This window comes from Streptomyces sp. NPDC012935, from assembly GCF_042900345.1.
Classification (GTDB): domain Bacteria; phylum Actinomycetota; class Actinomycetes; order Streptomycetales; family Streptomycetaceae; genus Streptomyces.
In genome coordinates, this window is sequence record NZ_JBIBBC010000022.1 from 99836 (window position 1) to 124427 (window position 24592).

The 24592-nt window shown below is 71.6% G+C and carries 24 protein-coding genes; 6 read left to right on the top strand and 18 right to left on the bottom strand.

The genetic code is table 11. The features are described from left to right. Positions 1-55: 55 nt before the first annotated feature. Together ACFY5C_RS36285 and ACFY5C_RS36290 are read right to left on the bottom strand one after the other, a co-directional pair. A complete protein-coding gene (locus ACFY5C_RS36285; protein ID WP_389452960.1) occupies positions 56-643 on the bottom strand; it encodes a DNA-3-methyladenine glycosylase I in 588 nt (195 codons plus the stop codon). Next, complete coding sequence (locus ACFY5C_RS36290) at positions 640-996, bottom strand: DivIVA domain-containing protein (RefSeq protein ID WP_389452963.1); 357 nt, start codon at positions 994-996, stop codon at positions 640-642. Before ACFY5C_RS36290 ends, ACFY5C_RS36285 begins: the two co-directional genes overlap by 4 nt. Positions 997-1135: 139 nt before the next feature. On the opposite strand from ACFY5C_RS36290, the gene folP reads away from it, so the two are divergent. Beyond that, the gene (folP, locus tag ACFY5C_RS36295; RefSeq protein ID WP_389452965.1) at positions 1136-1996 is read left to right on the top strand and encodes a dihydropteroate synthase; all 861 of its coding nucleotides are present in this window, start codon (positions 1136-1138) and stop codon (positions 1994-1996) included. Between the two features lie 204 nt (positions 1997-2200). Here the strand turns inward: folP and ACFY5C_RS36300 are convergent, their stop codons facing one another. Then, positions 2201-2959, bottom strand: a complete 759-nt coding sequence (locus tag ACFY5C_RS36300) for a TIGR00730 family Rossman fold protein (RefSeq protein ID WP_389452968.1) — start codon at positions 2957-2959, stop codon at positions 2201-2203. Between the two features lie 172 nt (positions 2960-3131). Beyond that, positions 3132-4211: a succinyl-diaminopimelate desuccinylase gene (dapE, locus tag ACFY5C_RS36305; RefSeq protein ID WP_389452971.1), complete on the bottom strand. Its 1080-nt coding sequence runs from the start codon at positions 4209-4211 to the stop codon at positions 3132-3134. Between the two features lie 93 nt (positions 4212-4304). On the opposite strand from dapE, the gene ACFY5C_RS36310 reads away from it, so the two are divergent. Continuing rightward, a complete protein-coding gene (locus ACFY5C_RS36310; RefSeq protein WP_389452974.1) occupies positions 4305-5276 on the top strand; it encodes a heavy metal transporter in 972 nt (323 codons plus the stop codon). Between the two features lie 371 nt (positions 5277-5647). After that, positions 5648-6112, top strand: a complete 465-nt coding sequence (locus ACFY5C_RS36315) for an ATP-binding protein (RefSeq protein WP_389452977.1) — start codon at positions 5648-5650, stop codon at positions 6110-6112. 154 nt (positions 6113-6266) lie between these two features. Here ACFY5C_RS36315 and ACFY5C_RS36320 read toward each other — a convergent pair whose 3' ends face one another. Further along, entirely contained in the window at positions 6267-7361 is a 1095-nt protein-coding gene (locus tag ACFY5C_RS36320) for a bifunctional succinyldiaminopimelate transaminase/glutamate-prephenate aminotransferase (RefSeq protein ID WP_389452979.1), read from the bottom strand. Positions 7362-7479: 118 nt separating this feature from the next. Next, entirely contained in the window at positions 7480-7800 is a 321-nt protein-coding gene (gene fdxA / locus ACFY5C_RS36325) for a ferredoxin (RefSeq protein WP_007495984.1), read from the bottom strand. A gap of 191 nt (positions 7801-7991) precedes the next feature. On the opposite strand from fdxA, the gene ACFY5C_RS36330 reads away from it, so the two are divergent. Beyond that, on the top strand, positions 7992-8933 hold the full coding sequence (locus ACFY5C_RS36330; protein ID WP_389452982.1) for a GNAT family N-acetyltransferase: 942 nt from the start codon (positions 7992-7994) through the stop codon (positions 8931-8933). 39 nt (positions 8934-8972) lie between these two features. After that, positions 8973-9824 (top strand): tetratricopeptide repeat protein, encoded by an 852-nt coding sequence (locus ACFY5C_RS36335; RefSeq protein WP_389452985.1) that lies wholly within the window; start codon positions 8973-8975, stop codon positions 9822-9824. Between the two features lie 122 nt (positions 9825-9946). On the opposite strand, the gene ACFY5C_RS36340 is transcribed toward ACFY5C_RS36335, so the two are convergent. From ACFY5C_RS36340 to ACFY5C_RS36375, 8 genes are all read right to left on the bottom strand, one after another. Further along, the gene (locus ACFY5C_RS36340) at positions 9947-10561 is read right to left on the bottom strand and encodes a response regulator transcription factor (RefSeq protein WP_389452988.1); all 615 of its coding nucleotides are present in this window, start codon (positions 10559-10561) and stop codon (positions 9947-9949) included. Continuing rightward, positions 10558-11727, bottom strand: a complete 1170-nt coding sequence (locus tag ACFY5C_RS36345; protein WP_389452991.1) for a sensor histidine kinase — start codon at positions 11725-11727, stop codon at positions 10558-10560. Before ACFY5C_RS36345 ends, ACFY5C_RS36340 begins: the two co-directional genes overlap by 4 nt. Further along, on the bottom strand, positions 11724-12464 hold the full coding sequence (locus ACFY5C_RS36350; RefSeq protein WP_369273226.1) for an ABC transporter permease: 741 nt from the start codon (positions 12462-12464) through the stop codon (positions 11724-11726). The genes ACFY5C_RS36345 and ACFY5C_RS36350 overlap by 4 nt, the downstream gene beginning before the upstream one ends. Next, positions 12461-13414: an ABC transporter ATP-binding protein gene (locus ACFY5C_RS36355; RefSeq protein WP_389452993.1), complete on the bottom strand. Its 954-nt coding sequence runs from the start codon at positions 13412-13414 to the stop codon at positions 12461-12463. Before ACFY5C_RS36355 ends, ACFY5C_RS36350 begins: the two co-directional genes overlap by 4 nt. A gap of 131 nt (positions 13415-13545) precedes the next feature. Continuing rightward, entirely contained in the window at positions 13546-16020 is a 2475-nt protein-coding gene (locus ACFY5C_RS36360; protein ID WP_389452995.1) for a hypothetical protein, read from the bottom strand. A gap of 159 nt (positions 16021-16179) precedes the next feature. Beyond that, the gene (locus ACFY5C_RS36365; RefSeq protein WP_328423802.1) at positions 16180-16581 is read right to left on the bottom strand and encodes a DUF6113 family protein; all 402 of its coding nucleotides are present in this window, start codon (positions 16579-16581) and stop codon (positions 16180-16182) included. Continuing rightward, the gene (gene mshB, locus ACFY5C_RS36370; RefSeq protein WP_389452998.1) at positions 16578-17489 is read right to left on the bottom strand and encodes an N-acetyl-1-D-myo-inositol-2-amino-2-deoxy-alpha-D-glucopyranoside deacetylase; all 912 of its coding nucleotides are present in this window, start codon (positions 17487-17489) and stop codon (positions 16578-16580) included. Before mshB ends, ACFY5C_RS36365 begins: the two co-directional genes overlap by 4 nt. A gap of 46 nt (positions 17490-17535) precedes the next feature. Beyond that, positions 17536-17730, bottom strand: a complete 195-nt coding sequence (locus ACFY5C_RS36375; protein ID WP_328423806.1) for a hypothetical protein — start codon at positions 17728-17730, stop codon at positions 17536-17538. A gap of 175 nt (positions 17731-17905) precedes the next feature. Between ACFY5C_RS36375 and ACFY5C_RS36380 the strand changes: the two genes are divergently transcribed. After that, on the top strand, positions 17906-20020 hold the full coding sequence (locus tag ACFY5C_RS36380) for a prolyl oligopeptidase family serine peptidase (RefSeq protein ID WP_389453001.1): 2115 nt from the start codon (positions 17906-17908) through the stop codon (positions 20018-20020). Between the two features lie 128 nt (positions 20021-20148). Here the strand turns inward: ACFY5C_RS36380 and ACFY5C_RS36385 are convergent, their stop codons facing one another. The 4 genes from ACFY5C_RS36385 to ACFY5C_RS36400 all read right to left on the bottom strand — a co-directional run bounded on the left by ACFY5C_RS36385 (position 20149) and on the right by ACFY5C_RS36400 (position 24586). Next, positions 20149-21186, bottom strand: coding sequence for an ABC transporter ATP-binding protein (locus ACFY5C_RS36385; RefSeq protein WP_389453004.1), 1038 nt, complete (start codon positions 21184-21186; stop codon positions 20149-20151). Continuing rightward, on the bottom strand, positions 21179-22153 hold the full coding sequence (locus ACFY5C_RS36390) for an ABC transporter ATP-binding protein (RefSeq protein ID WP_389453007.1): 975 nt from the start codon (positions 22151-22153) through the stop codon (positions 21179-21181). The genes ACFY5C_RS36385 and ACFY5C_RS36390 overlap by 8 nt, the downstream gene beginning before the upstream one ends. 479 nt (positions 22154-22632) lie before the next feature. Continuing rightward, positions 22633-23670, bottom strand: coding sequence for an ABC transporter permease (locus ACFY5C_RS36395; RefSeq protein WP_389453009.1), 1038 nt, complete (start codon positions 23668-23670; stop codon positions 22633-22635). Continuing rightward, positions 23663-24586 carry an ABC transporter permease gene (locus tag ACFY5C_RS36400; RefSeq protein ID WP_389453011.1) on the bottom strand — a complete coding sequence of 308 codons (924 nt, stop codon included), beginning with the start codon at positions 24584-24586 and terminating at the stop codon, positions 23663-23665. Before ACFY5C_RS36400 ends, ACFY5C_RS36395 begins: the two co-directional genes overlap by 8 nt. Positions 24587-24592 lie beyond the last annotated feature (6 nt).

Below are 24592 nucleotides of genomic sequence, written 5' to 3' on the forward strand. Positions count from 1 at the left end.
CGTGGTTGGCCGCGCCCACGCGGCGGAGCCGCACATCGGCACAGCCCCGCGCCCCTTACGGAGCGCTCCTCGCGACGCATGCCTGCAAGTGGTCGTCGACCAGGCCGCACGCCTGCATCAGGGCGTATGCCGTCGTCGGTCCCACGAAGCGCAGGCCCCTCTTCTTCAGGGCCTTGGACAGGGCCGTCGACTCCGGGGTGACCGCTGGGACGTCCGCGAGGGTCTTCGGAGCCGGGCGCGTGGTCGGGTCCGGGGCGTGGGACCAGATCAGGGCGTCCAGGTCGCCGGGGGCCCAGTCGGCCAGGACGCGGGCGTTGGCGACGGTCGCGTCGATCTTCGCCCGGTTGCGGATGATGCCCTCGTCGGTGAGGAGGCGGTCCTTGTCGGCGTCCGTGAAGGTGGCGACCTTGGCGATCTCGAAGCCCGCGAAGGCGGCTCGGAAACCGCCGCGGCGGCGCAGGATCGTGATCCAGGACAGGCCCGACTGGAATGCCTCCAGGCTGAGGCGTTCGTAGAGGGCGTCGTCGCCGTGGACCGGGCGGCCCCATTCCTCGTCGTGATACGTCACGTAGTCCGGGGTGGACAAGGCCCAGGGGCAGCGCAGGGCGCCGTCCGGGCCGGCGAGGGCAGTGCCGTCACTCACTGCTGGTCCTCCTGGGCGGGCTTGTCCATCGACACATGACCGGCCGAGGCCTGCGCGCCGGACAGCGCGGACTCCAGGTCGGCGATGCGGGCGTCGCGCTCGGCGAGCTCGGCGCCGAGGCGGCTGAGGGCGTCGTCGACGTCGGCCATGCGGTAGCCGCGGGCAGTGATCGGGAAGCGGAGGGTCTCGATGTCCGCGCGGTCGAGCGGGCGGTCCAGCGGCAGCAGGTCCTGCAGGCGCTCGGGCGCTGCCTCGGGCAGCGGGCCGTCGCTCTCACCGCCGCCCACCACGGCGAGTGTCACCGCGGCGACCACGACGGCCAACGCGACGACCAGGAACAAGAACATAACCATCGCTGCGGCCCCCACGGTCGGTGTATGCGAGCGGTCGAGTGTGTCAGGGTCCGATCGTGCCATGCGACTCTGACAGTTAGGGTCGCAGGCGGCCCGAAGGGCGGGACGTACCAGGACACACAAGGAGAGGTCACAGGGGATGCTCAGGCTGGGCAGGCGTGAGTTCGACACGCACGAGCCGGTGATCATGGCGATCGTGAACCGGACCCCGGACTCCTTCTACGACCAGGGGGCGACGTTCCGCGACGAGCCCGCCCTCGCGCGCGTGGAGCAGGCCGTGGCGGAGGGTGCGGCCATCATCGACATCGGTGGGGTCAAGGCAGGGCCCGGCGAAGAGGTGACCGCCGAGGAGGAGGCGCGGCGGACGGTCGCATTCGTGGCCGAGGTGCGGCGGCGCTTCCCGGATGTCGTGATCAGCGTGGACACCTGGCGGGCCGAGGTCGGGGCAGCGGTGTGCGAGGCGGGGGCGGATCTGCTGAACGACGCGTGGGGCGGGGCGGATCCGGGGCTGGCGGAGGTCGCCGCTCGGTACGGGGTCGGGTTGGTGTGCACCCATGCCGGAGGTGCGGAGCCCCGGACTCGGCCGCACCGGGTGACGTACGACGACGTCATGGCCGACATTCTGCGGGTGACTGTGGGGCTGGCCGAGCGGGCGTCGGCGCTGGGGGTGCCGCGGGAGTCGATCCTGATCGATCCGGGTCACGACTTCGGCAAGAGCACGCGGCACAGTCTTGAGGCGACTCGGCGGCTCGGGGAGATGGTGGAGACGGGGTGGCCCGTGCTGGTGTCGCTGTCCAACAAGGACTTTGTCGGGGAGACGTTGGACAGGCCGGTGAAGGAGCGGGTGGTGGGGACGCTGGCCACTACTGCGGTGTCGGCGTGGTTGGGGGCGCAGGTGTACCGGGTGCACGAGGTGGCGGAGACGCGGCAGGTGCTGGAGATGGTGGCGTCGATCGCGGGGTGGCGGGCTCCGGCAGTGGCGCGGCGGGGGTTGGCCTAGCCTTCTTCGCCCCCGCCGCCCCTGCCCGTCCCGCCCTTGAAGGTGTGCTGCCCCGTCGACCCTGGACCTGGGGGCTGCGCCCCCAGCCCCGCTCTCGGCCTGACCGGCCTCGTCCTCAAGCGCCGGACGGGCTGAAATGCCTGGACCGGCGCCGAGAAACACTCCTCGTCCTCGGACACCGGACCGTACGGCTCAAGCCCGGCGCTAGCGCCCCGCCTCCTTCGACACCAAGGCCACCGCCTCGTCCACGTCGTCCGTGACGTGGAACAGGAGCAGGTCCTTTTCCGAGGCCTTGCCCTGGGCGATCAGAGTGTTCTTCAGCCAGTCGACCAGGCCGCCCCAGTACTCGGTACCGAAGAGGACGATCGGGAAGCGGGTGACCTTCTGGGTCTGGACGAGAGTGAGGGCCTCGAAGAGTTCGTCGAGGGTGCCGAGGCCACCGGGGAGGACCACGAAGCCCTGCGCGTACTTGACGAACATCATCTTGCGGACGAAGAAGTACCGGAAGTTCAGGCCGATGTCGACGTAGGGGTTGAGCCCCTGCTCGAAGGGGAGCTCGATGCCGAGGCCGACCGAGACGCCCTTCGCCTCGCAGGCGCCCTTGTTCGCCGCTTCCATGGCACCGGGGCCACCGCCGGTGATGACCGCGAAGCCGGCCTCGACCAGGCCCCGGCCGAGGCGGACTCCGGCGTCGTACTCGGGAGAGTCGACCGGTGTGCGGGCCGAGCCGAACACGCTGATGGCGGCCGGGAGTTCGGCGAGGGTGCCGAAGCCCTCGATGAACTCCGACTGGATGCGCAGGACTCGCCAGGGGTCCGTGTGGACCCAGTCGGAGGGTCCGCCCGCATCCAGCAGGCGCTGGTCGGTCGTGCTCGCCGTCACCTGACCCCGCCTGCGGATCACCGGTCCCAGACGCTGCTCCGACGGTGGCTGCTTCTTCCCCTCGGGGTTGCCGGTAGCCATGTACGCTCCCTCCGCTGCGGGGCCTGCGGACTTGCAGGTCGTGCAGATGTTGCAGTCTTTCCACTCAGCGTAGATCCACGCGGGTTACGGACGGGGGACGTGTGCATGTCTGCCATGAAGCGCCGCACCGGCGATCCCCGGGCGCACGCTCACCCCTCGTCCACCCCGGGTCCTACGCCGTGAGCCACGCCCTCAACCGCTCCTCCCCCGCCAGGATCTTCGCCGTCTCGACCCGTTCGTCCCGCTTGTGCGCCAAGTGCGGGTTGCCGGGGCCGTAGTTGACCGCCGGGATGCCGAGGGAGGAGAAACGGGAGACGTCCGTCCAGCCGTACTTGGGGCGCGCGGTGCCGCCGACCGCGGCCATGAACGCCGCTGCCGCGGGGTGCGAGAGGCCGGGAAGCGCGCCGCCGCTGTGGTCGTCCACCACGAACTCCTCGACCCCGCAGTCGGCGAAGACCTCGCGGACGTGCGCGATGGCCTCCTCCTCGGTGCGGTCGGGGGCGTAGCGGAAGTTGACGGTGACGACGCATTCGTCCGGGATGACATTGCCCGCCACGCCGCCCGAGATGCCGACCGCGTTCAGGCCCTCGCGGTACTCCAGGCCGTCGATCAGCGGGTAACGGGGTTCGTACGACGCCAGGCGGGCCAGGATCGGGGCCGCCGCGTGGATCGCGTTCGAGCCCATCCAGCTGCGCGCGGAGTGGGCGCGCTCGCCCTTCGTCTTGAGGAGCACCCGGAGCGTGCCCTGGCAGCCGCCCTCGACCTCGCCGTCCGACGGCTCCAGCAGGACCGCGAAGTCGCCCTGCAGCCACTCCGGACGGGCCTCGGACACATGCTTGAGGCCGTTGAGGTCCGCGGTCACCTCTTCGTTGTCGTAGAAGACGAAGGTCAGGTCGCGGTTCGGGGCCAGGACCGTCGCGGCGATGCGGAGCTGGACCGCGACGCCCGACTTCATGTCGCAGGTGCCGCAGCCCCACAGGACGCCGTCCTCGTCCAGCCGCGAAGGGACGTTGTCCGCGATCGGCACCGTGTCGATGTGGCCGGCGAGGATCACGCGTTCCGGCCGACCCAGGTCGGTGCGCGCCACGACGTTGTTGCCGTACCGGTCGACCGTCAGATGCGGCAGGGCACGCAGGGCGGCCTCGATCGCGTCCGCGAGAGGCTGTTCCGTGCCGCTGACGGAGGGGAAGTCGACGAGCTGCGCGGTGAGCTTCGCGGCGTCCAGCGTGAGGTCAAGGGAGGTGTCGGCCATGGTGCCGACCCTAACGCGCCGGACCGTGGGGCCGTCCTCCCACTTTCCTCACTCGACCCATACCCCTCGGTAACCTCAGCTACCTTGTAGGGCGTGCCAGAGCCGTACCCCTCCTCCAGTCGTCGTGGCCGCCTCCTGCGTCGCGGGGCGGCCTTCCTGGTCCTGCTCGCCGTCGCGGCCTATCTCGCGGTGCAGTACGTCACCGGCGGCACGGGCGAGCCGGGCTGCCAGGTCGCCTCGGGCGACGGGGCGAGGTACGAGTTCACGCCGGAGCAGGCGGTGAACGCGGCGACGATCGCCGCTGTCGGCACCGGCCGGGGCCTGCCCGAGCGGGCCGTGGCGATCGCCCTCGCGACCGCCCTGCAGGAGTCGGCGCTGCGCAACATCACCCATGGCGACCGCGACTCGCTGGGACTGTTCCAGCAGCGGCCCTCGATGGGCTGGGGCACCGAGGCGGAGATCATGGACCCGATCTATTCGTCGGGCATGTTCTACAAGCACCTGGTCAAGGTCCGCGGCTACCTGGAGATGCCGCTCACCGTGGCCGCGCAGCACGTCCAGCGCAGTGGCTTCCCGGAGGCCTACGCCAAGCACGAGCCGGACGCGACGCTGCTCGCGGCGGCCCTCACCGGGCGTTCGGCGGCCACGCTGACCTGCGAGGGGCGCCCCGCCGCCACGCGGGCCACGGGTCCGGACGCCGTGCGGGCCGCGCTCGTACGGGACTTCGGGCGGGACGCGCTCCAGCCGGCCTCGGCCGAGGTCGGCGCCGAGAAGACCACGCCCACGCCCACCGCGTCCGCGGCCGGGAGCGACGGGCAGACCGTCGTGCTGCCCGTGACCGCCGACGGGGGTTCCGGCGCCGGGCGCGGTGTCCGCGAGCGCGGCTGGCAGTTGGCCCACTGGGCCGTGGCCAACGCCTCCGATCTGCACATCAAGCGGGTGGCGTACGCGGGCCGGGAGTGGACCGCCGGGAACACCGACAGCCAGTGGCGTCCGCTCGCGGGGCAGGGCGCCTCGGGGGTGCGGAGCGGGCTGGACGCGGTCCGGATCACAACCATGCCGTAGCAGCCGGCCCGTACACGTCGACTGCCACGCGCAGGCGTTCGGCGGATCACTCCCGAGGGTCACCCGAGGTGTCGGTCGGCGGTGGTGTGGGCAGGTTTTCGCGCGGACACCCTCGCATCCGTCAAAGGCCTTGGGAATCAAGGGCTGTAAGGATTCGGCAGGGTTTCGGGCGGCATGAGTTTTGCCCGGATTTATCCGCAGGCGATAATGCGACGCATTGCCAACTCTTTACGTTGCGCCGCCGCAACCTTCGAGGGCTTCGAGCGGTAGTCACTGCGTCCGAGCCCGGAGATCAACAGCCAGTCGGTCAACTGCCGGGCGTGGTCGGACACTTCATCGTTCTCATCCGACATAACCGTCGAAGGAGCATCATGTCCCTCCCCCTGACCCGCCGGATCGCCCGTGCCGCGCTGCTCGTCGCTGCGGGAGCGGCTGCCGGGGTCGGTGCGGCCGGCTCCGCCAGCGCGGCCCCCGAACTGCCCAACGCCCCGCAGGTCGGCGGGCTCACCGCCCTGGACGGCGCGAGCGTCGTCGACGGCGCGGCCGCGAACGCCACAGGGCTCGCGGGTGGCGCGGTCGACAACGCCGTCGACAACGCGCTGCCGACCGCGACGAAGGCCAGTGGCAAGGTGACCAAGACCGGCGGCAAGGCCGCGAAGAAGGCGGTGCCGGCGGCGACCAAGGCCGGCAGCAAGGTCACGAAGAAGGCGACGCCCGCGGCGCAGGCGACCGCGGGCGGTGTCGCCGGGTCGGTCGGGACCGTCCTCGGTGACGCGGCCGGGAGTGGCGTGCCGGCGGCCGGTTCGCTGCCGGTGCAGGGGCTTCCGCTCGGCTGACGCCGGCGTGCGCCCGGCTTGAGCCGACGGGGTTCAGGGAGTTCCCTGGGCCCCGTCGGCTTTTGCGTGCCTGCGACGGTACGTCGGTACGTTCGGTACGTCGGCCGGGGCTGGGGCACAGCGGTGCCGGCGGGCGCCGTACAGCCGGACGGGCTTACGTCAGGCGCTGTACCGCTGCCCTCACGCGTTCGTCCGTCGCCGTGAAGGCGACTCGTACGTGGTGGGCGCCCGCCTCGCCGTAGAAGTCGCCCGGGGCCACGAGGATGCCCAGGTCGGCGAGTGCGGAGACGGTCGTCCAGCAGGACTCGTCCTTCGTGGCCCAGAGGTAGAGGCTGGCCTCGCTGTGTTCGATGCGGAAGCCGTGGCGGAGCAGGGCCTCGCGCAGGGCCGCGCGGCGGGCGGCGTAGCGCTCGCGCTGGACGCGGACGTGTTCGTCGTCGCCGAGGGCCGCGACGACCGCCGCCTGGGTCGGGGCCGCCGTCATCATGCCGCCGTGCTTGCGGATCTGCAGGAGGGGCGACAGGACCGCGGGGTCGCCGGCCAGGAACGCGGCACGGTAGCCGGCCAGGTTCGAGCGCTTGGAGAGGCTGTGGACCGCGACGATGCCGTCGTACGAGCCGCCGTTCACGTCCGGGTGCAGGACCGAGACCGGGTCGGCGTCCCAGCCCAGTTCCAGGTAGCACTCGTCGGAGAAGATCAGGATGCCGTGCGAACGGGCCCACGCCACGATCCGGGTGAGCTCGTCCTTGGACAGGACCTTGCCCGTCGGGTTCGACGGGGAGTTCAGCCACAGGAGCTTCAGGCCCGCCGGGTCCAGGTCGGTCGGGTCGTCGTAGACCTCGTGGTCGGCGCGGGCGAGGCGGGCGCCGACCTCGTACGTCGGGTAGGCCAGGCGCGGGTAGGCAACCCGGTCGCCGGGGCCGAGGCCCAGCTGGGTGGGGAGCCAGGCGACCAGTTCCTTGGAGCCGACGATCGGCAGGACGTGCCGGTGGGTGACCTCACGGGCGCCCAGCCGGCGCTCCACCCAGCCGGTGATCGCGTCACGCAGCGCCGGGGTGCCCCAGACCGTCGGATAGCCCGGGGAGTCCGCCGCGTCGATCAGAGCCTTCTGGATCAGCTCGGGAACCGGGTCGACCGGCGTGCCGACCGAGAGGTCGACGATGCCGTCGGGGTGCGCGGCGGCCGTCTTCTTGTACGGCTCCAGCTTGTCCCAGGGGAAGGCCGGAAGGCGGTCGGAGACTGCGGACACGGGATCTCGCTCACTTTCTGGTACAGCGGATACGGCAACGCCTCGGTCCCGTACGACGATCGGGGCGATCAGGCCGTACGGGACCGAGGCGGCACGCTGTGCGGGTCGCCGGTGAGGATTACTCGGCCTGCGGCGGGAGCGCGGCGACGAACGGGTGGTCGCGCTCGATCAGACCCAGCTTGCTGGCGCCGCCGGGGGAGCCGAGCTCGTCGAAGAACTCGACGTTCGCCTTGTAGTAGTCCTTCCACTCCTCCGGAGTGTCGTCCTCGTAGAAGATCGCCTCGACCGGGCATACCGGCTCACAGGCACCACAGTCGACGCATTCGTCCGGGTGGATGTACAAGGACCGCTGGCCCTCGTAGATGCAGTCGACCGGGCACTCCTCGATGCACGCCTTGTCCTTGACGTCGACACAAGGCTGCGCGATGACGTAGGTCACGCTGTCGTTCCTCCTCGATAGGGCGCTGGCGGGCCTCCTCAGGCTCCGCCGCCTGGCGCGCGGGAGCGCGGCGTCGTCGATGCCCGCCCCTAGTATCTCCGTTCTTGGGCATGATCCGAACAGGAGGGGTGAACTGACCTGTGGAAATCTCAGCGACGGGACGCCTTGAGGTCCGTATCACCGCTGCTGACGTGGGCAAACGGGTCTCCGTACGCCGCCTGAACGATCCTGCGGCCGAGGGTGAGAAGTTCACCGACACGGTGGGTGTTCTCGCATCATGGGACGACGGTGTGCTGCTGATCACACGGAAGAGTGGCGAGACCGTCCGCATCGCGGAATCGTCGCTGGTGGCGGGGAAGGTGGTGCCCGCCGCTCCCGCCCGGCGCCGGGGCCCCGCCGCCTCGTACGAGGAACTCGCGCACGTCGCCACGCGCGCGTGGCGGCCCCTCGAGAGCGAACGGCTCGGCGAGTGGGAGCTGCGCGCCGCGTCCGGGTTCACCCGGCGGGCCAACTCGGTGCTGCCGCTCGGCGATCCCGGCATGCCGCTGCCGGCCGCGCTGGATGCCGTACGGCGCTGGTACGGCGACCGTGGGCTCCCCGCCTACATCCAGACCGCGACCGGGGCGGAGGGCACGCAGGAGCTGCTGTGCGCGGAGCTGGAGCGGCTGGGGTGGGTGCGGGAGGTGTCCGCCGAGATGTGGATCGGGGCGCTCGCGCCGATCGCCGACCGGGACGAGGGCGCCGGAGTGGTGCTGGCCCGGGAGGCGGACGAGGCTTGGCTTGCGCGGTATCAGCGCAAGGGGGTGAGCGAGGTGGCCCTGAACGTGCTCGGGAGCGGGCCGTCGGTGTGGTTCGCGACGGTTGCCGGAGCGCAAGGCGGTACGCCTGCCGCGATCGGGCGCTGTGTCGTGGACGGGCGCTGGGCCGGGTTCGCCGCCGTGGAGGTCGATCCGGCGCTGCGACGGCAGGGGCTGGCCACCCGGGTGATGGCCGCGCTGGCCCGGCAGGCCCTCGACGAGGGGGCGTCGGCGGCGTGGCTGCAGGTCGAGGCGGAGAACGCGGGCGCGCGGGACATGTACGCCGGGATGGGGTTCACCGCGCATCATGCCTACCACCACTATCGATCTCCGTGAGCAGTGGTACCGATCGCCGCGAAAGGGCACGAGCCAGCTATGCGTCCCCCCTACCCCCCACCTCCGGAACGCTCCGCCGAGCTGCGGCGGCGGTTCGCCGAAGAGGCACGGTCCGAGCGGCCCGACCTGTCCATGCTGTGTCTGCTGGTGGGAGCCGAGGCGGACGGGGCGCTGGACGAGCCGGGGATGGATTCCGCGCAGGTGGAGCTGGATGCCCTGGCCGGACAGCTGCCGTTTCGGCCGGGCGGGCCGAGGGCGTGGGCCGTGGCCCTGCGGGAGCTGCTCGGGGAGCGGTACGGGTTTCGCGGCTCGGCCGCGGACTATCAGCGGCTGGAGTCGTCGTTGCTGCACGAGGTGCTTCGACGGCGGCGTGGGCTGCCGATTCTGTTGTCGGTGGTGTGGATGGAGGTGGCCCGGCGGGCGGGAGCCCCGGTGTACGGGGTCGCGCTGCCCGGGCACTTCGTCGTGGGGTTCGGGCCGACCGATGAGCAAGTGCTCGCCGATCCGTTCGACGGCGGGCGGGTGTTGACGGGGGGCGATGCGGAGCTGCTGGTGGCGGGGGCCACGGGGGCGCCGCTGGATTCGTCGATGCTGTCGCCGGCCGATCCGCTGGATGTGGTGCTGCGGATTCTGAACAACGTTCGGGCCTGGGCGGCGACTCGGCCCGAGCGGTCGGATGTGGCGCTGTGGGCGGTGGAGCTGTCGCTGCTGCTGCCGTCGCATCCGGCTCGGTTGCGGTTCGAGCGGGCGCAGTTGCTCGTACAGCGGGGGGACTTCGTCGAGGGGGCGGTGGAGTTGGAGGAGTACGCGGAGTTGATCTGTGCGGTGGATGAGGGGGCGGCGGAACAGGTGCGCGGGCAGGCTCGGGCCGCCCGGGCGTTGCTCAACTGAGTTCGCCGGTTCGCCGTAGCGGTTGGGCCGGTGGCGCGACTGCGGGTTCGTTGTGGCTGGTCGCGCAGTTCCCCGCGCCTCTGAAGGGCGTTGCCCCTCGGGGCGCTTTCACCGGCGGCGATCTACAGCCACCCCTTCTCCCGCGCGATCCTCACCGCCTCCGCCCTGTTGCGCACCGCCAGTTTCTGGATGGCCGTCGAGAGGTAGTTGCGGACCGTGCCCTGGGACAGGTGCAGGGCTGCTGCCAGCTCGGCGTTGGTGGAGCCGTCCTCCGCTGCCCGCAGGACCTCCCGCTCGCGGTCCGTGAGAGGGTTTGCGCCCTCCGCCAGGGCCGCTGCCGCCAGGGTGGGGTCGATGACCCGTTCACCTGCCAGTACCTTGCGTATCGCCTCGGCCAGTTGGGCCGCCGGGGCGTCCTTGACGAGGAAGGCGTCGGCGCCGGACTCCATCGCGCTGCGCAGGTAGCCGGGGCGGCCGAAGGTCGTGAGGACGACCAGCTTCACGGCCGGCAGCTCCTTGTGCAGCAGCGCCGCCGCCTCGATGCCCGTCGCGCCCGGCATCTCGATGTCCAGGAGCGCCACGTCCACGTCGTGGTCGCGGGCCGCCGCGAGGACCTCGTCACCGCGAGCCACCTGGGCGACGACCTCGATGTCCTCCTCCAGGCCGAGCAGGGCGGCCAGGGCCTCGCGGACCATCGACTGGTCCTCGGCGAGGAGGACCTTGATCGTGCGGCTCATGAACCGGATCCTACGTCCGCCGAGATCGCGGCGGCCGGGACGCGGGCGATCAGGCGGAAGCCCTGCCGGGTGCCGGCCGCCTCCAGGGTGCCGCCCGCCTTCTCCAGGCGTTCCGAGAGGCCGGTCAGGCCGTGGCCGGGGCCGTTGCCCTGGTCGCCGGAGCCGTCGTCCTCGACGGAGAGTTCGAGGACGGGGCCGTCGAGGGTCTGGCGGCGCGCGACCTCGACCGTGCAGCGCTGGGCGCCGCTGTGCCGTACGACGTTGGTGACCGCCTCGCGCAGGGCCCAGGCGAGGGCCGTCTCGCTGTCCTCGGCGACGTCGGTGAGGTCGGGCTCGGCCGGGAGCTCGGCCGTCACGCCGGCTGCCGTCAGGGCGACCCTGGCGCCCGCCAGTTCCGCCGCGAGACGCGGGCGGCGGTAGCCCGAGACCGCCTCGCGCACGTCGACCAGGGCCTGACGGCTGACCTGCTCGATGTCGGCGACCTGCCGGGCGGCCTTGTCGGGGTGGCCGGGGAGCATCCGGCCCGCGAGTTCGCTCTTGATGGTGATCAGGGAGAGGGAGTGCCCCAGCAGGTCGTGCAGGTCCCGCGCCAGGCGCAGTCTCTCCTCGTTCGCGGCCAGTTGGGCGACGGTGGCGCGGGCCTCGCGCAGCGCGATCGTCGTGCGGATGAGCTCGCGTACGCCGGTCATGGCGAAGCCGCCCAGCAGGGCTGGGATCAGCAGCCCGGCCAGGAATGCCTTGCCGCCCGGCGTCGCGAACGCGATCACGGTCATCAGCGCGGACGCGCCCGGGATCGTCCAGCGCGCCATGCGCAGCGGCAGGGCCGCGCCGGAGGCGATGGAGACGTACACGAACAGCACCAGCCACTCCCGGCCCAGGGTCAGGGCGAGGACCGTGGACTGGGCGGCGAGGACGCCGAGGGAGGCGAGCACGACGCTGTTGCGTTCGCCTCGGCCGGTGCGGAAGAGCAGCAGCATGTACCAGGTGACGAACGCGGCGAGGCCGATCCAGCCGAGCACCCGGACGCCCGGGCTGTGACCGCCGTGCAGCAGGTCGTTGGCCGGCGCGCTCAGGTACACCAGCCAGATACCGGTCCACAGGAGCTTGACGACGCGTTGCTTGCGGTTCTGCGGGCGCTGCCCGATACCCACGCCTGTGCCGCTCACGCCTTCAACGTGTCCTTCCGGTACAGCCAGGCCGCGCCGCCCGTGAACAGGGCGAAGGAGACGACGAGGACGACGAGGTCCTTCGCGTGGGGGGCCTGGCTCTGCTCGATGGCCTGCCCCAGCGCAGCGTACGCGTGCGTGGGCACCCAGGCGGCGATGTCCTGGAGCCACTGCGGGAAGGTCGTCGTGGGCATCCACAGGCCGCCGAGCAGGGACAGCCCGAAGTAGATGATCATCGTGATCGGGCGTACCGCGTCACCGGTGGCGGAGTATCCGATCGCCACACCGAGCGCGGCGAAGACCAGGCTCCCGGCCCAGATCGCACCGGTGAGGGCGAGCCACTGCCAGGCGTCCAGACGTACGTCCTTCACGACGGCGGCTACGACGAAGATGACGACGATCGACGGCAGGCTGACCACGGCTGCGCTCGCGGTCTTGGCCAGCACATACCCGCGGCCCGGCAGGGTGGTCAGCCGCAGCTGCCGTACCCAGCCGCTCTCGCGTTCCTTGGCGATGCGCTCGCTGTTGCCCATCAGGACGGCCGTGAGGGCGCCGAAGGAGGCCATGGAGACCATCATGTAGGTCGGCAGGGTCAGGCCCGTGCCGTCGACCTCGGTCGTGCTGTCGGCGCTGCCCGCGATCAGCAGGAACAGCATCGACGGGTAGAGCACCGAGAAGAACAGGAACTTGCGGTTGCGCAGGGCGCGGGTGAGTTCCAGCCGGATCAGGGCCTTCATGACGTACGTGCCTCCTCGGCGGTGGTGATGGCGACGAACGCCTGCTCCAGTCCGAGCCCGGCGACTTCGAGGTTGCGGGGGTAGAGGCCGAGCCCGTAGAGGGCGTGGACGGTCGCGTCGGCGTCGGAGGACTGGAGGCGGACGGTCCGGCCCGACTCCGCGGCGGAGCCGCTGTTGGACACCGTGAGCGAGGTGAGGAAGGGCAGGCTGCGCAGGGCGGCCTCGTCGACCGGACCGTCGGCCAGGTCGAAGGAGATCCGCCGCGCCCCCGCCTTCGCCTTGATCTCGGCCGCCGTGCCGTCGGCCAGCAGCCGGCCGCGGTGCAGGACCAGCACCCGGTCGGCGATCGCGTCCGCCTCTTCCAGGTAGTGCGTGGCGAAGAGGACCGTACGGCCCTGGTCGGCCTGTTCGCGCATGGTGGCCCAGAAGGCCTGGCGGGTGGTGACGTCCATGCCGGTGGTGGGCTCGTCGAGGACGATCAGGTCGCCGTCGCCCGCCGTGGCGAGGGCGAAGCGGACGCGCTGGGACTGGCCGCCGGAGAGCTTGTCGGCCTTGCGGTCGGCGATCTGCGTGATGCCCGCGCGGGCCAGGACGTCGGAGACGGGGTACGGCCGCGGATGCAGATCGCAGGCCAGCCGCACCATCTCGGCGACCGTGACCTCGCCCATCAGCCCGCCGCTCTGGAGCATGGCCCCCACCCGTCCGGCGACGATCGCCTCGCGCGGGTCGGTACCGAAGACGCCGACCCTGCCACTGTCGGGGCGCTTGAGGCCGAGTAGCAGATCGAGCGTGGTGGACTTGCCGGCCCCGTTGGGGCCCAGCAGGGCAACGGTCTCCCCCGGGTGCAGCGCGAGCGTGAGGCCGTCGACGGCCCGTACGTCCCCGTAGCTCTTGCTCACCTGATCGAATCCGACCACCGCAGTCGTCGTGTTCAACGCTGTCGTTGTCATGTGCTCAAGGGTGGCCGCGGGGGCCGGGAGCCCGGCAGTGTCGGCGGTCCCGACTGCCGGATGACAGATGTCATACGACGGCCAGGGGGCACCCGGCGAGTGCCGGGTGCCCCCTGCTCCGAGCGGTTGCGCTAGCTCGGGTTGGTGTCGATGGTGACGGTCCGCTCCGCCGCCGTCTTGGCGCGCAGTGCCTTGCGCAGGGCGGAGGCGACATCCTGCGGGAGGACGTCGCGCTTGCCGCTCGCGCCGTTGATCTGCACGCCGTCGAAGGTGGCGCCGTACGCCGCCTTGAGCGCCTTGAGGTCGTAGGTGTCCACGAGCTTGCCGTCGACGGCCTTGGCTCCCAGGATCTTCGGCAGCGACAGGGAGCCGAACTGGATGCTGTGCGCGGCATCCGTCTGGATCGTGACCTTGTTGGCCATCGCCGGTTCGGCGAACTCCTTCATGAACCGGTCGACCTCGGCGTTCGCGACCGTCGGCTGCTGAGTGGTCGTGGCGACCTGCACCGCGGCGGACGCGCCCGTCTCCACCTGGGTGCGGTAGGCCTCCTGGACCGCCGCGGTGGACTTGGCGACGTCGATGCCCTTGCCCGCCTTGCCGTAGACGGCGACGGCCTTGCCGGAGTCGAACTTGATGGTGCCCTCGGTCACCGAGCCGGACCCGCCGGAGACGTCCTGCAGGGCCGCCTGCAGCTTCTCCTCGTCGGTGGGCATGACCGGATCGACGACCCGGTGGTTGCCGAAGAGGGAGCCGATGACCGAGACCGGGTTGTAGTCACTGGTCGCGGCCGCGCTGACCGTCTGCTGCATGTCGAACTGCAGCCCGGCCTTGTCCGGCTCCAGCGAGACGGTCCTGCCGCCGACCGAGAGCTTCAGCGGCTTGTTGACCTGCTTGTCGAAGGCGTCGTTGAGCTTCTTCAGCGCCTCGTCGCGGGTGCCGCCGCCGATGTCGACGCCGAGCACGGTGGTGCCCTTGGGCACGTCGGAGTGGGCCATCAGCAGGCCGGCGCCGTAGACGCCACCGGCGAGGACGATCACGCCGCCGCCGATCAGGGCCAGCTTGTTGCGGCCCTTCTTCTTGGGCGCGCGGGACGTCTGAGTCTGCGAGCCGGCGGGTTCGGGCAGCTTCGGGGGCGTGTGCGGCCCGGGAGCGTCGGCGCCGCCCGGCCCGAACGGCCCGCTCTGTGCGCCGGCGGGGACGACGGGGATGCCGCTGGTGACGGTGTGGCCGGAGACGTTGTCGGCGACGCCGCCGTAGTTCGGGTGGCCGGGCTCGGGGGCCGGCTTCTGCGGGGTGAGGATCGCGGTGTCGTCGCTCATCCCACCGCCGGGGCCCCTGCCCTGGGCGTGGGGGGAAGCCCCGGGGCCTCCGGGACCGGCGGAAATGCCGGGGCCGGCCGGACCACCCGGGCCGGCCGGTCCGGGAGGACCACCGGGACCGGAGGGGCCGCCACGGCCACTGCCGGGACCGCCGGGACCACTCGGCCCGCCGGGTCGGCCCGGGCCCGCGGAGATACCGGCGCCGGCCGGGCCGCCGGCACCGCCCGGACCGGCGGAAATACCGGAACCGCCAGGACCGCCAGGACCGCCGAGTCCGCCCGGCCCGCCGCCCGTGACCGGCGGCACCGCAGGGCCGTCGCCGGTGACCGGACCGGTCGTCGGGCCCGCGGGGCCGTGCGGTCCGCCCGGCCCGCCGCGGCCGCTCGGGCCGCCGAAGTCGCCGGAGCCGTCGAAGCTGTTCGGTGCGTTGAAGTCGGCGGACGGGTCGAAGCCGCCCGGCCCGCCCTGGGGGCCGTAACCGCCCGGCCCGCCCGGGCCGCCCTGGCTGCCGTAGCCGTTCGGGGCGCCCTGGCCGTCCTGGCCGCCGCTGCCGTTCTCCGCGAAGTACGGCAGATCGTCGCGGCGCGCCTCGCCGCCGGGGCGCGCGCCGTTGCCGCCTCCCAGCGGGCCCGCCGCCAGCGCCTCGGTCACGTCGAAGGAACCGGTGCCGCCGCCGTGCCCCGGAGCCACGGGACCGCCGGTCGCACCGGTGAGCCCGGAGCCGCTCGCACCACCGGGGCGCGAGCCGCCCGGCACGCTCATCGAGCCGACGACCCCACCGGGCCGCCCGGCGCCGGAGCCCGGGCCGGCCGGGCCGCCCGCGCCGGCGCCCGAACCGCCGGGCAGACCTGCGCCGTTGGTGGAAGCGCCGCCCTGACCGCCCTTGCCGCCCGCGGACTTGCGGGGCGCGAACCAGTCGCTCGTCTTCTCCTCCGCCTGCCCCGCGGGCTGGGCCGGGGGCTCGGCGGTACCCGTGGACACGGCGGGGGCGGGGGACGGCGTCGGCGTCCCGGCATCCGTGCTGTCGACGGAGCCTGCGCTCTCGGCGTCCGCGACGGGTTTACGCACGACAACCGGCGGAATGGGCCGGGATCCGGGGATGTTGATCCGGATCCGTGTCGTCAGCGTGGTCTCGGTCTTGCGTTCCTCCGGCTGCGCGGCCGAACGGCCCGCGTCCGCGCCACTGTCGGAAGCCATGGGGGTCCCGTACGGCGGCGTGCCCGAGGGGTATGCGGCTCCGCCGCGCCCGTTGGGCCCGGAGGACGGAGTGTCAGTTTCACGACTCAAGGCAGGTTCTCCCGGTTGGCTCCACCGCCTGTTCGACCTCATTGCTTCGGACGGCTCGGCGGCGCGCACCACCATACTGGCCACTTCCGGCCCGCATCCCACGACCGCCTGGGAAACCCACACGGGACTCGCACGAGCGCGGCATGGAGAAGTGGTACGTCACTTGGCAAGTCGGACGCCGTCGCCACCCGGTTGCCGCACCGGCGCGAGGGTGGCGCAGATCACAGCCACGGCCATCCCGCCGAGCAGGAAGAGGTAGGAGGCGGCGCCCGTGCCGAAGACGAAGTCGCCTTCGGGGCGGCTGGCGGTGAGCAGGATGACGGTGATCATCCAGCCGCCGGCGGGCGCGACGGCCGCCGCCCGGCTGCCCATCGCCCGGGCGGCTCCCAGGCAGAGCCCGGCCTCGCCCGCGAGTGCGAGCAGCAGGCCGCCCGGGAACCACGCGGGCTGCACCAGCGCCCCGGCCACGCCGACCACCGCACCGAGCACGAAGAGCCCGAGGTGGGCGAGGACCCGCAGGGCGGAGGGCCGCTTCAGCGGCTGGGCGAGCATCGAGCTCATGACGCCTCCTCGACGGGGACATCGGCGACACCGGCGAACAGATCGGACTCCGTCCGCGCCGCCGCCTCGCCGCGCACCAACTCGTAGTACTCGGTCGTGAAGAGGGGCTGCGCAAGTTCGTTGGAGAGCGCGAAGTACGGCTCGGCCACGTCGATCTGCGTGGCGTGCGCCCGCATCGCGGCGGCCTTGGCGCGGGCGTGGTCGGTGCCGTCGATCACGGTGGTGATCCGCTCGTCGTCCACGACACCCGGCACGTCGCCGACGGTCGCCGCCTTGGCGAAGGGCAATGTGGGCAGGTCCGACTGAAGCCGGGCGAAGGCCTCCTCGGCAACCGTGCGCGGGACGCGGTTCCAGTAGATCTTGGGGATCCGCCACCCGGCATCCGCGGCCAGCTCGGCCGCGCGCATGGCGATGCGGTGGGCCTGGATGTGGTCGGGGTGGCCGTAGCCGCCGTCGGGGTCGTAGGTGACGAGGACCTGGGGGCGTACCTCCAGGATCACCTCGACGAGCTCCCGGGCCGCCTCGTCGACGTCCGCCTGCCACAGGCTCGCGGGGTCGTCGTTGTCGGCGATGCCCATCATCCCCGAGTCCTCGAAGCGGCCCCTGCCGCCGAGGAGACGGAAGTCCTCGACGCCGAGCTCGCGCATCGCGGCCGTCAGCTCGCCCAGGCGGTGTTCGCCGAGCTCGGCTCCGGTCAGGTGGCGCAGCTCGGGGGGAATGACCTCGCCGTGCTCGCCGAGCGTGCAGGTGACCAGGGTCACCCGGGCACCCTCGGCCGCGTACTTGGCCATGGTCGCGCCGTTGTTGATCGACTCGTCGTCCGGGTGCGCGTGCACCAGGAGCAGACGCCGAGCGCAGCGAGATGGGGGTCCCCCCGCCCGAAGGGTGGAGGAGGGCAGTTCCGTCATGGGCCCCACCCTACGAGGCGGCACCGACAGCGCTGCCCGGCCCGGCTCAGAACTTGATACTGCCGATCATGCCCGCGATGTTCGTCGTCAGCTCGCTGATGGTGGGAGCGACGGTCGAGGACGCGAGGTAGAAACCGAGCAGCATGCAGACCACGGCATGGCCCGCCTTCAGCCCTGATTTCTTCACCAGCAGGAAGACGACGATCGCCAGCAGCACCACCGCCGAAATCGAGAGTGCCACGGCGGCTCACCTCCAAGAATCCCAGGCGCGGGGGTCGGACTATGGGGGCAGATAAATCCATGCAGCAGCCAGCAGGTTCATACCCACTATGCGCTTGTGATCATAACTATCCGTCCGTGCGCATCGATCGGCGCACAGCCGCACAAGGGGGCGCACTGGCCAATATGGTCGGGGCATGAAGACCGAGCCTGTGTCCTTCCCCCGACGGCACGCCCGCACCCAGAGGTTCACGTTCGGCGCACCGCGCGCATTCACGGTGGCGCCCGACGGTTCCCGTGTCGTGTTCCTGCGCTCCACCTCCGGCACGGACCCGGCGAGTTCGCTGTGGGTGCTCGACACGAGGGACGGCGGGGAGCGCGTGGCGGCCGACCCGCGCGCCCTCCTGGGCGGTGCCTCGGAGGACCTCTCGCCCGAAGAGCGGGCACGCCGCGAGCGTAGCCGGGAGGGCGGCGCCGGCATCGTCTCCCACGCCACCGACGCGGCCGTCGAGTTGGCGTCTTTTGCCTTGTCAGGGCGGCTTTTCACGGCCGAGCTGCGGGCCGGCACGGCACGTGAACTCCCGGTCCCCGGGCCGGTGATCGACCCGCGCCCCTCCCCCGACGGACGGCACATCGCGTACGTCGCGCAGGGCGCCCTGCGGGTGGTGGGCGCCGAGGGGGAGGGCGACCGGGCACTCGCCGAGCCGGAGTCGAACGGTGTGACGTACGGCCTCGCGGAGTTCATCGCCGCCGAGGAGATGGGGCGCTACCGGGGCTTTTGGTGGGGGCCGGAGTCGGACCTGCTGCTGGTGGCGCGGGCGGACGACACGCCGGTGCGCCGGTGGTGGATCTCCGATCCGGCTCGTCCGGAGCGCGAGCCGCAGCGGGTGGCGTATCCGGCGGCGGGAACTGCGAACGCGGACGTGCGGCTGTTCGTGATCGGCCTGGACGGGGTGCGCACGGAGGTCTCGTGGGACCGGGCGCGGTACCCGTATCTGGCGCGAGTGCACTGGTCAGCGGCGGGTGCGCCGCTGCTGCTCGTACAGGCGCGCGACCAGCGCAGTCAGCTGTTCCTGGCCGTGGACCCGGCGACGGGGGCGACCCGGATGGTGCACGCGGACGAAGATCCACAATGGCTGGATCTTTTCCCTGGAGTGCCCTGCTGGAGCCCTGCCGGACATCTCGTGCGCATTGCCGACGAGGGCGGCGCGCGGGTCCTCACGGTGGGCGAACGCCCGCTGACCGGACCGCAGTTGCACGTCCGCGCGGTACTGGACGTCACCTCGGACGACGTGCTGATCTCGGCGTCGGCGGGCGAGGCCGCGGCCGTTCCCGAGATCGGCGAAGTGCACGTGTACCGGGTGAACGAGCTCGGCGTGGAGCGCGTTTCACAGGAGCCCGGGGTGCACTCGGCGGTGCGCGCCGGGGGCGTGACGGTGTTGGCCTCCCACACTCTTGACCGGCCCGGGGCTCAGGTCCAGGTGCTGCGAGACGGGAAGCCGGTGGCGACGGTCCGGTCGCATGCGGAAGATCCCGGTTTGACCCCGCGCGTGACACTCACCGAGGGGGGCGCACGCCGCATCCCGTGCGCTGTGCTTATGCCTCGGGACTACGCCGGTGACACCCCGCTGCCGGTGCTGCTGGATCCCTACGGTGGCCCGCACGCCTCCCGGGTGGTCGCCGCGCACAACGCGTACCTCACCTCGCAGTGGTTCGCCGACCAGGGATTCGCGGTGATCGTCGCGGACGGGCGCGGTACGCCGGGGCGCTCGCCCGCGTGGGAGAAGGCCATCAAGGACGACATCGCGGCGATCGTGGTGCAGGACCAGGTCGACGCGCTGCACGCGCTCGCCGAGCGGTTCCCGCTCGACCTGACCCGCGTGGCCATCCGGGGCTGGTCCTTCGGCGGCTATCTGGCGGGGCTCGCCGCGCTGCGCCGCCCGGACGTCTTCCACGCGGCGGTGGTCGGTGCGCCGGTCACCGATCTGCGGCTGTACGACACCCACTACCAGGAGCGGTACGTCGGGCACCCCGACGAGCAGCCGGAGGTCTACCGCCGCAACTCGCTGATCGACGACGCGGGCCTGGTGGACCCGGCCGAGCCGCACCGCCCGATGATGATCGTCCACGGCCTGGCGGACGACAACGTGGTCGTCGCCCACTCCCTGCGCCTGTCCTCGGCCCTTCTCGCCGCGGGCCGCCCGCACGAGGTGCTGCCGTTGTCCGGCGTCACGCACATGACCCCGCAGGAAGCGGTCGCGGAGAACCTGCTGCTGCTCCAGCTGGACTTCCTGCAGCGGTCCCTGGCATAGCGTCTCAAAAGCGCCCGAACTGCGTTAACACGCAGGCAACTTCACCGAAGCGGCACCGATATACGGACGGTGGAGGCTGAACAGCGTACGGCCGTGCGGGTGCCGTAAGCGGGCCGGGGTGCGCCATGTCACCCCGGCCCGTTGCCTTGCGCCGCCGCGAAATGGCACGCCGAGTCGTGGGCCTCGAGTCCGCTCGGGTCCCGCAGCCGGGACGGCACCGCGAGGACCGGCACCTGCTGGGCGCAGCGTTCCTCCGCCTTCCAGCAGCGGGTGCGGAAGCGGCAGCCGGAGGGGACGTTCGTCGGGGACGGGACGTCTCCCGCGAGGATGATGCGCGCGCGGTGTTCACGGGCCTCCGGGTCGGGGACGGGGACCGCGGAGAGCAGCGCCTGGGTGTAGGGGTGCGTGGGGTGGTCGTAGATCTCGGCGTCCCTGCCGATCTCCACGATCCGTCCGAGGTACATCACCCCGACCCGGTCGGAGATGTGCCGGACGATCGACAGGTCGTGGGCGATGAAGACGTAGGAGAGGTCGAACTCGTTCTGCAGGCGGTCCATCAGGTTGATGACCTGGGCCTGGACCGAGACGTCCAGCGCGGAGACCGGTTCGTCGGCGACGATGACCTCGGGACGCAGCGCCAATCCCCGTGCGATGCCGATGCGTTGGCGCTGACCGCCGGAGAACTGGTGCGGGTAGCGGTTGATGTGCTCGGGGTTGAGGCCGACCACGTCCAGCAGGTCCCGCACCCGGCGGCGGCGGTCGCCCTTCGGGGCCACCTCGGGGTGGATGTCGTAGGGCTCTCCGATGATGTCGCCCACCGTCATGCGGGGGTTGAGGGAGGTGTAGGGGTCCTGGAAGACCATCTGGATGTTGCGGCGTACGGCCTTCAGGGCGCGTCCGGACAGCCTGGTGATGTCCTCGCCCTTGTACTTGATCGAACCTGCCGTCGGGCGTTCCAGGTTGACCAGCATCTTGGCGACCGTCGACTTGCCGCAGCCGGACTCCCCGACGATGCCGAGGGTTTCGCCGCGGTGCAGCGTGAAGTCGACGCCGTCGACGGCCCTGATGGCGCCGACCTGTTTCCTGAAGAGGATGCCCCGGGTGAGCGGGTAGTGCTTGACGAGCCCGCTGACCTCCAGAATCGGCTCCGTTGAGGAACTAGCCATCCAGGCACTCCCTCCAGAAGTGGCAGGCGCTGCCGTGTACTTCGGAGACCTCGTACAGCGCGGGTACGTCGGTGCGGCACACGTCGCGGGTCATCGGGCAGCGGGGGTTGAAGGCGCAGCCCTGCGGGATGTTCATGAGGTTGGGGGGCAGGCCCTTGATGGCGTAGAGCTCCCGGCCCTTCTGGTCCAGGCGCGGGATCGACTCCAGCAGGCCCCTGGTGTACGGGTGACCGGGCGCCTTGTAGATGTCGTGCACCGGCGCCGACTCCACGATGCGGCCCGCGTACATCACGGCGATCCGGTCCGCGACGTCCGCGACGACGCCGAGGTCGTGGGTGATGAGGATCAGGCCCATGCGGTACTCGCGCTGGAGCTCCGCCAGCAGCTCCATGACCTGAGCCTGGACGGTGACGTCGAGGGCGGTGGTGGGCTCGTCGGCGATGATGAGCGCGGGTTCCAGGGCGAGGGCCATCGCGATCATGATGCGCTGGCGCATGCCGCCGGAGAACTGGTGCGGGTACTGCTTGACGCGCTCCCGCGCGGCCGGGATGCGCACCCGATCCATCAGCTCCACGGCCTTCGCCCGCGCGTCCTTCCTCGACATGCCGCGATGCACCACGAACATCTCGCCCAGCTGGTCGCCGACGGTCAGTACGGGGTTCAGCGACGACAGGGCGTCCTGGAAGATCATCGCCATCTCGGCGCCGCGGACCTTGCGCCGCTCCTCTTCCTTCAGCTTCAGCAGGTCCCGCCCCTGAAAGAGGATCTCGCCCCCGGTGATCCTCCCGGGCGGCATGTCGAGAATCCCCATCACCGCCTGCGCGGTCACCGACTTCCCGGACCCCGACTCCCCGAGCACGGCGAGCGTCTCCCCCGCGTCCACGCCGTAACTCACGCCGTTGACCGCCTTGGCAACGCCGTCCCGCGTCCGGAACTCCACTTGCAGATCACGCACTTCGAGCAGCATGCCGTCGGCTCACCTCACTTTCGGATGGGGGGCGTTGCGGGTGGCTTCGCCGGGTGGGCTGGGGTTCGGGATGGTGGGCGCCGCAGAACCGGGGGCGGATGGCGCTCGGGGAGGCGTCCAGGGGCCGGAGGGACCCGGGCAGACCCCGGTGCGTCGCACACCGCGACGCCGGGCATGACGACCCCCACGACGGCCACCCACAGGCGCCCGGCGGAAGGTGGCGCCCCGGCAGGCGTCCTGGGACCGCGGGCACCCCAAAGGCCCGCCGCCGGCCGAGCACGGTCGGCATCACCACCCTGGGCGGCCCCCAAACCGACTCCGCGTCGCCCTCCCGGCCCCGGGCCCTCCGCACCTCACGTTGCCGCCGGGGCCCGAGGGCCGTGTCCGAGGGGCGGAGGCGGGCCGGCAGGCGGTGCCCCGCGCCCACGCCCGGGGCGGCGCCCCGCACCGGGACCTCCCTCGTGGCACCCACCGCGCCCTCACCTCAGCTTCGGGTCGAGGGCGTCGCGGACTGCGTCGCCCAGCATGATGAAGGCCAGGACCGTGATGGCGAGGGCGCCGGAGGGCCACAGGAGGGCGTGGGGGGCGTTGCGGATGTACGGGGAGGCGGCCGAGATGTCGATTCCCCAGGAGACGCTCGGGGGTTTCAGGCCGACGCCGAGGTAGGAAAGTGTCGCCTCCAGGGCGATGTACGTACCCAGGGCGATGGTCGCGACCACGATCACCGGAGCGATGGCGTTGGGCGCGATGTGACGCAGGAGGATGCGGGAGTTGGAGGCGCCGAGTGCGCGGGCGGCCTGGACGTAGTCGTGCTGTTTGGCGGTGATGACGGCACCGCGGGCGATGCGGGAGATCTGCGGCCAGCCGAGCAGCACGATGAAGCCGATGACCGGCCAGATGGAGTTGCTGGTGACCACGGACAGCAGGACCAGCCCGCCGAGGATCACCGGGATGGCGAAGAAGACGTCGGTGATGCGGGAGAGGAACGAGTCCCACAGACCGCCGAAGAAGCCGGCGAGCGCCCCCAGTACCGAGCCGAGGACCGCGACCCCGAGCGTGGCGCAGACGCCGACGGCGACGGACGTACGGGCGCCGTAGACCGTGCGCGTGTAGACGTCGCAGCCCTGGCCGTCGTAGCCGAAGGGATGGCCCGGCGCGGAACCCTGCTGCGCCTTTGCGAGGTCGCACTTGAGCGGGCTGCCGGAGGCGATCGCCGAGGGCCACAGGGAGATGAAGAGCAGGAAGAGGATGATCAGGGCCGAGCTGATGAAGACGGGGTTGCGGCACAGGTCCTGCCAGGCGTCGGACCAGAGGCTGCGCGGACGTTCCTGCGCCGAGGCCGCCGATGGGTCCGGCCCCGGCGGTCCCGTGTCCTGCGGACCCCGCGGTGCCGGCCCGGCCGGCGGCTGCGGCTCCAGCGTCCGTGCCTCGCCCGCAGCCGGCTCCATCGCACCGCCCGCGCCCCCCGCGCCGCTGCCGGCGATCGCCCCCTCGGACTGGAACGGCTGCTCAGGCATAGCGGATCCTCGGGTCGAGTACGGCGTACAGCAGGTCGACGACCAGGTTGCAGACGAGGAAGACGAGGACGAGGACCGTCACGAAGCCGACGACGGTCTGGGTGTTCTGGCGCAGGATGCCCTGGTAGAGCTGGTAGCCGACGCCGTGGATGTTGAAGATCCGCTCGGTGACGATCGCGCCGCCCATGAGGAAGCCGATGTCGGCGCCGATGAAGGTGACGACAGGGATGAGGGAATTGCGGAGCAGATGCCGGGTGACCACCCGGCGCCTCGGCAGGCCCTTGGCGATCGCCGTACGGACGTAGTCGGAGCGCCGGTTCTCCGCGATCGAGGTGCGGGTCAGCCGGGTGACGTACGCGAGGGAGACCGAGGCGAGGACGAGGCCCGGGATCAGCAGCTCGCCGAAGGGGGCCTGAGCGGAGACCGACGGGCGGATCCAGCCCCACTCCACACCGAGCAGCAGCTGGAGCAGCAGGCCGGTGACGAAGGTGGGGACGGAGATCACGACGAGGGTCAGGAGCAGGACGCCGGAGTCGACGGGGCGGCCCCGCTGCAGGCCGGTGACGACGCCCAGCGTGACGCCGATGAGGACCTCGAAGAAGATCGCGACGATCGTCAGCCGGAGGGTGACCGGGAAGGCCGTCGACATCAGCTCGGTGACTTCCTGGCCGTTGAACGCCGTACCGAAGTCTCCGGTGAAGACGTTCCCCATATAGGTCAGGTACTGCTGCCACACGGGCTTGTCGAGGCCGAACTCCTTCCTCAGCTGAGCCGCCGTCGCCGCGTCGCACTGGCGGTCGCCGCACAGGCCCGCGACGGGGTCGCCCATCACGTTGACCATGAGGAAGATCAGCAGGGTGGCCCCGATGAACACCGGGACCATCTGCACCAGGCGCCGGACGACGTACCGCCCCATGACGGG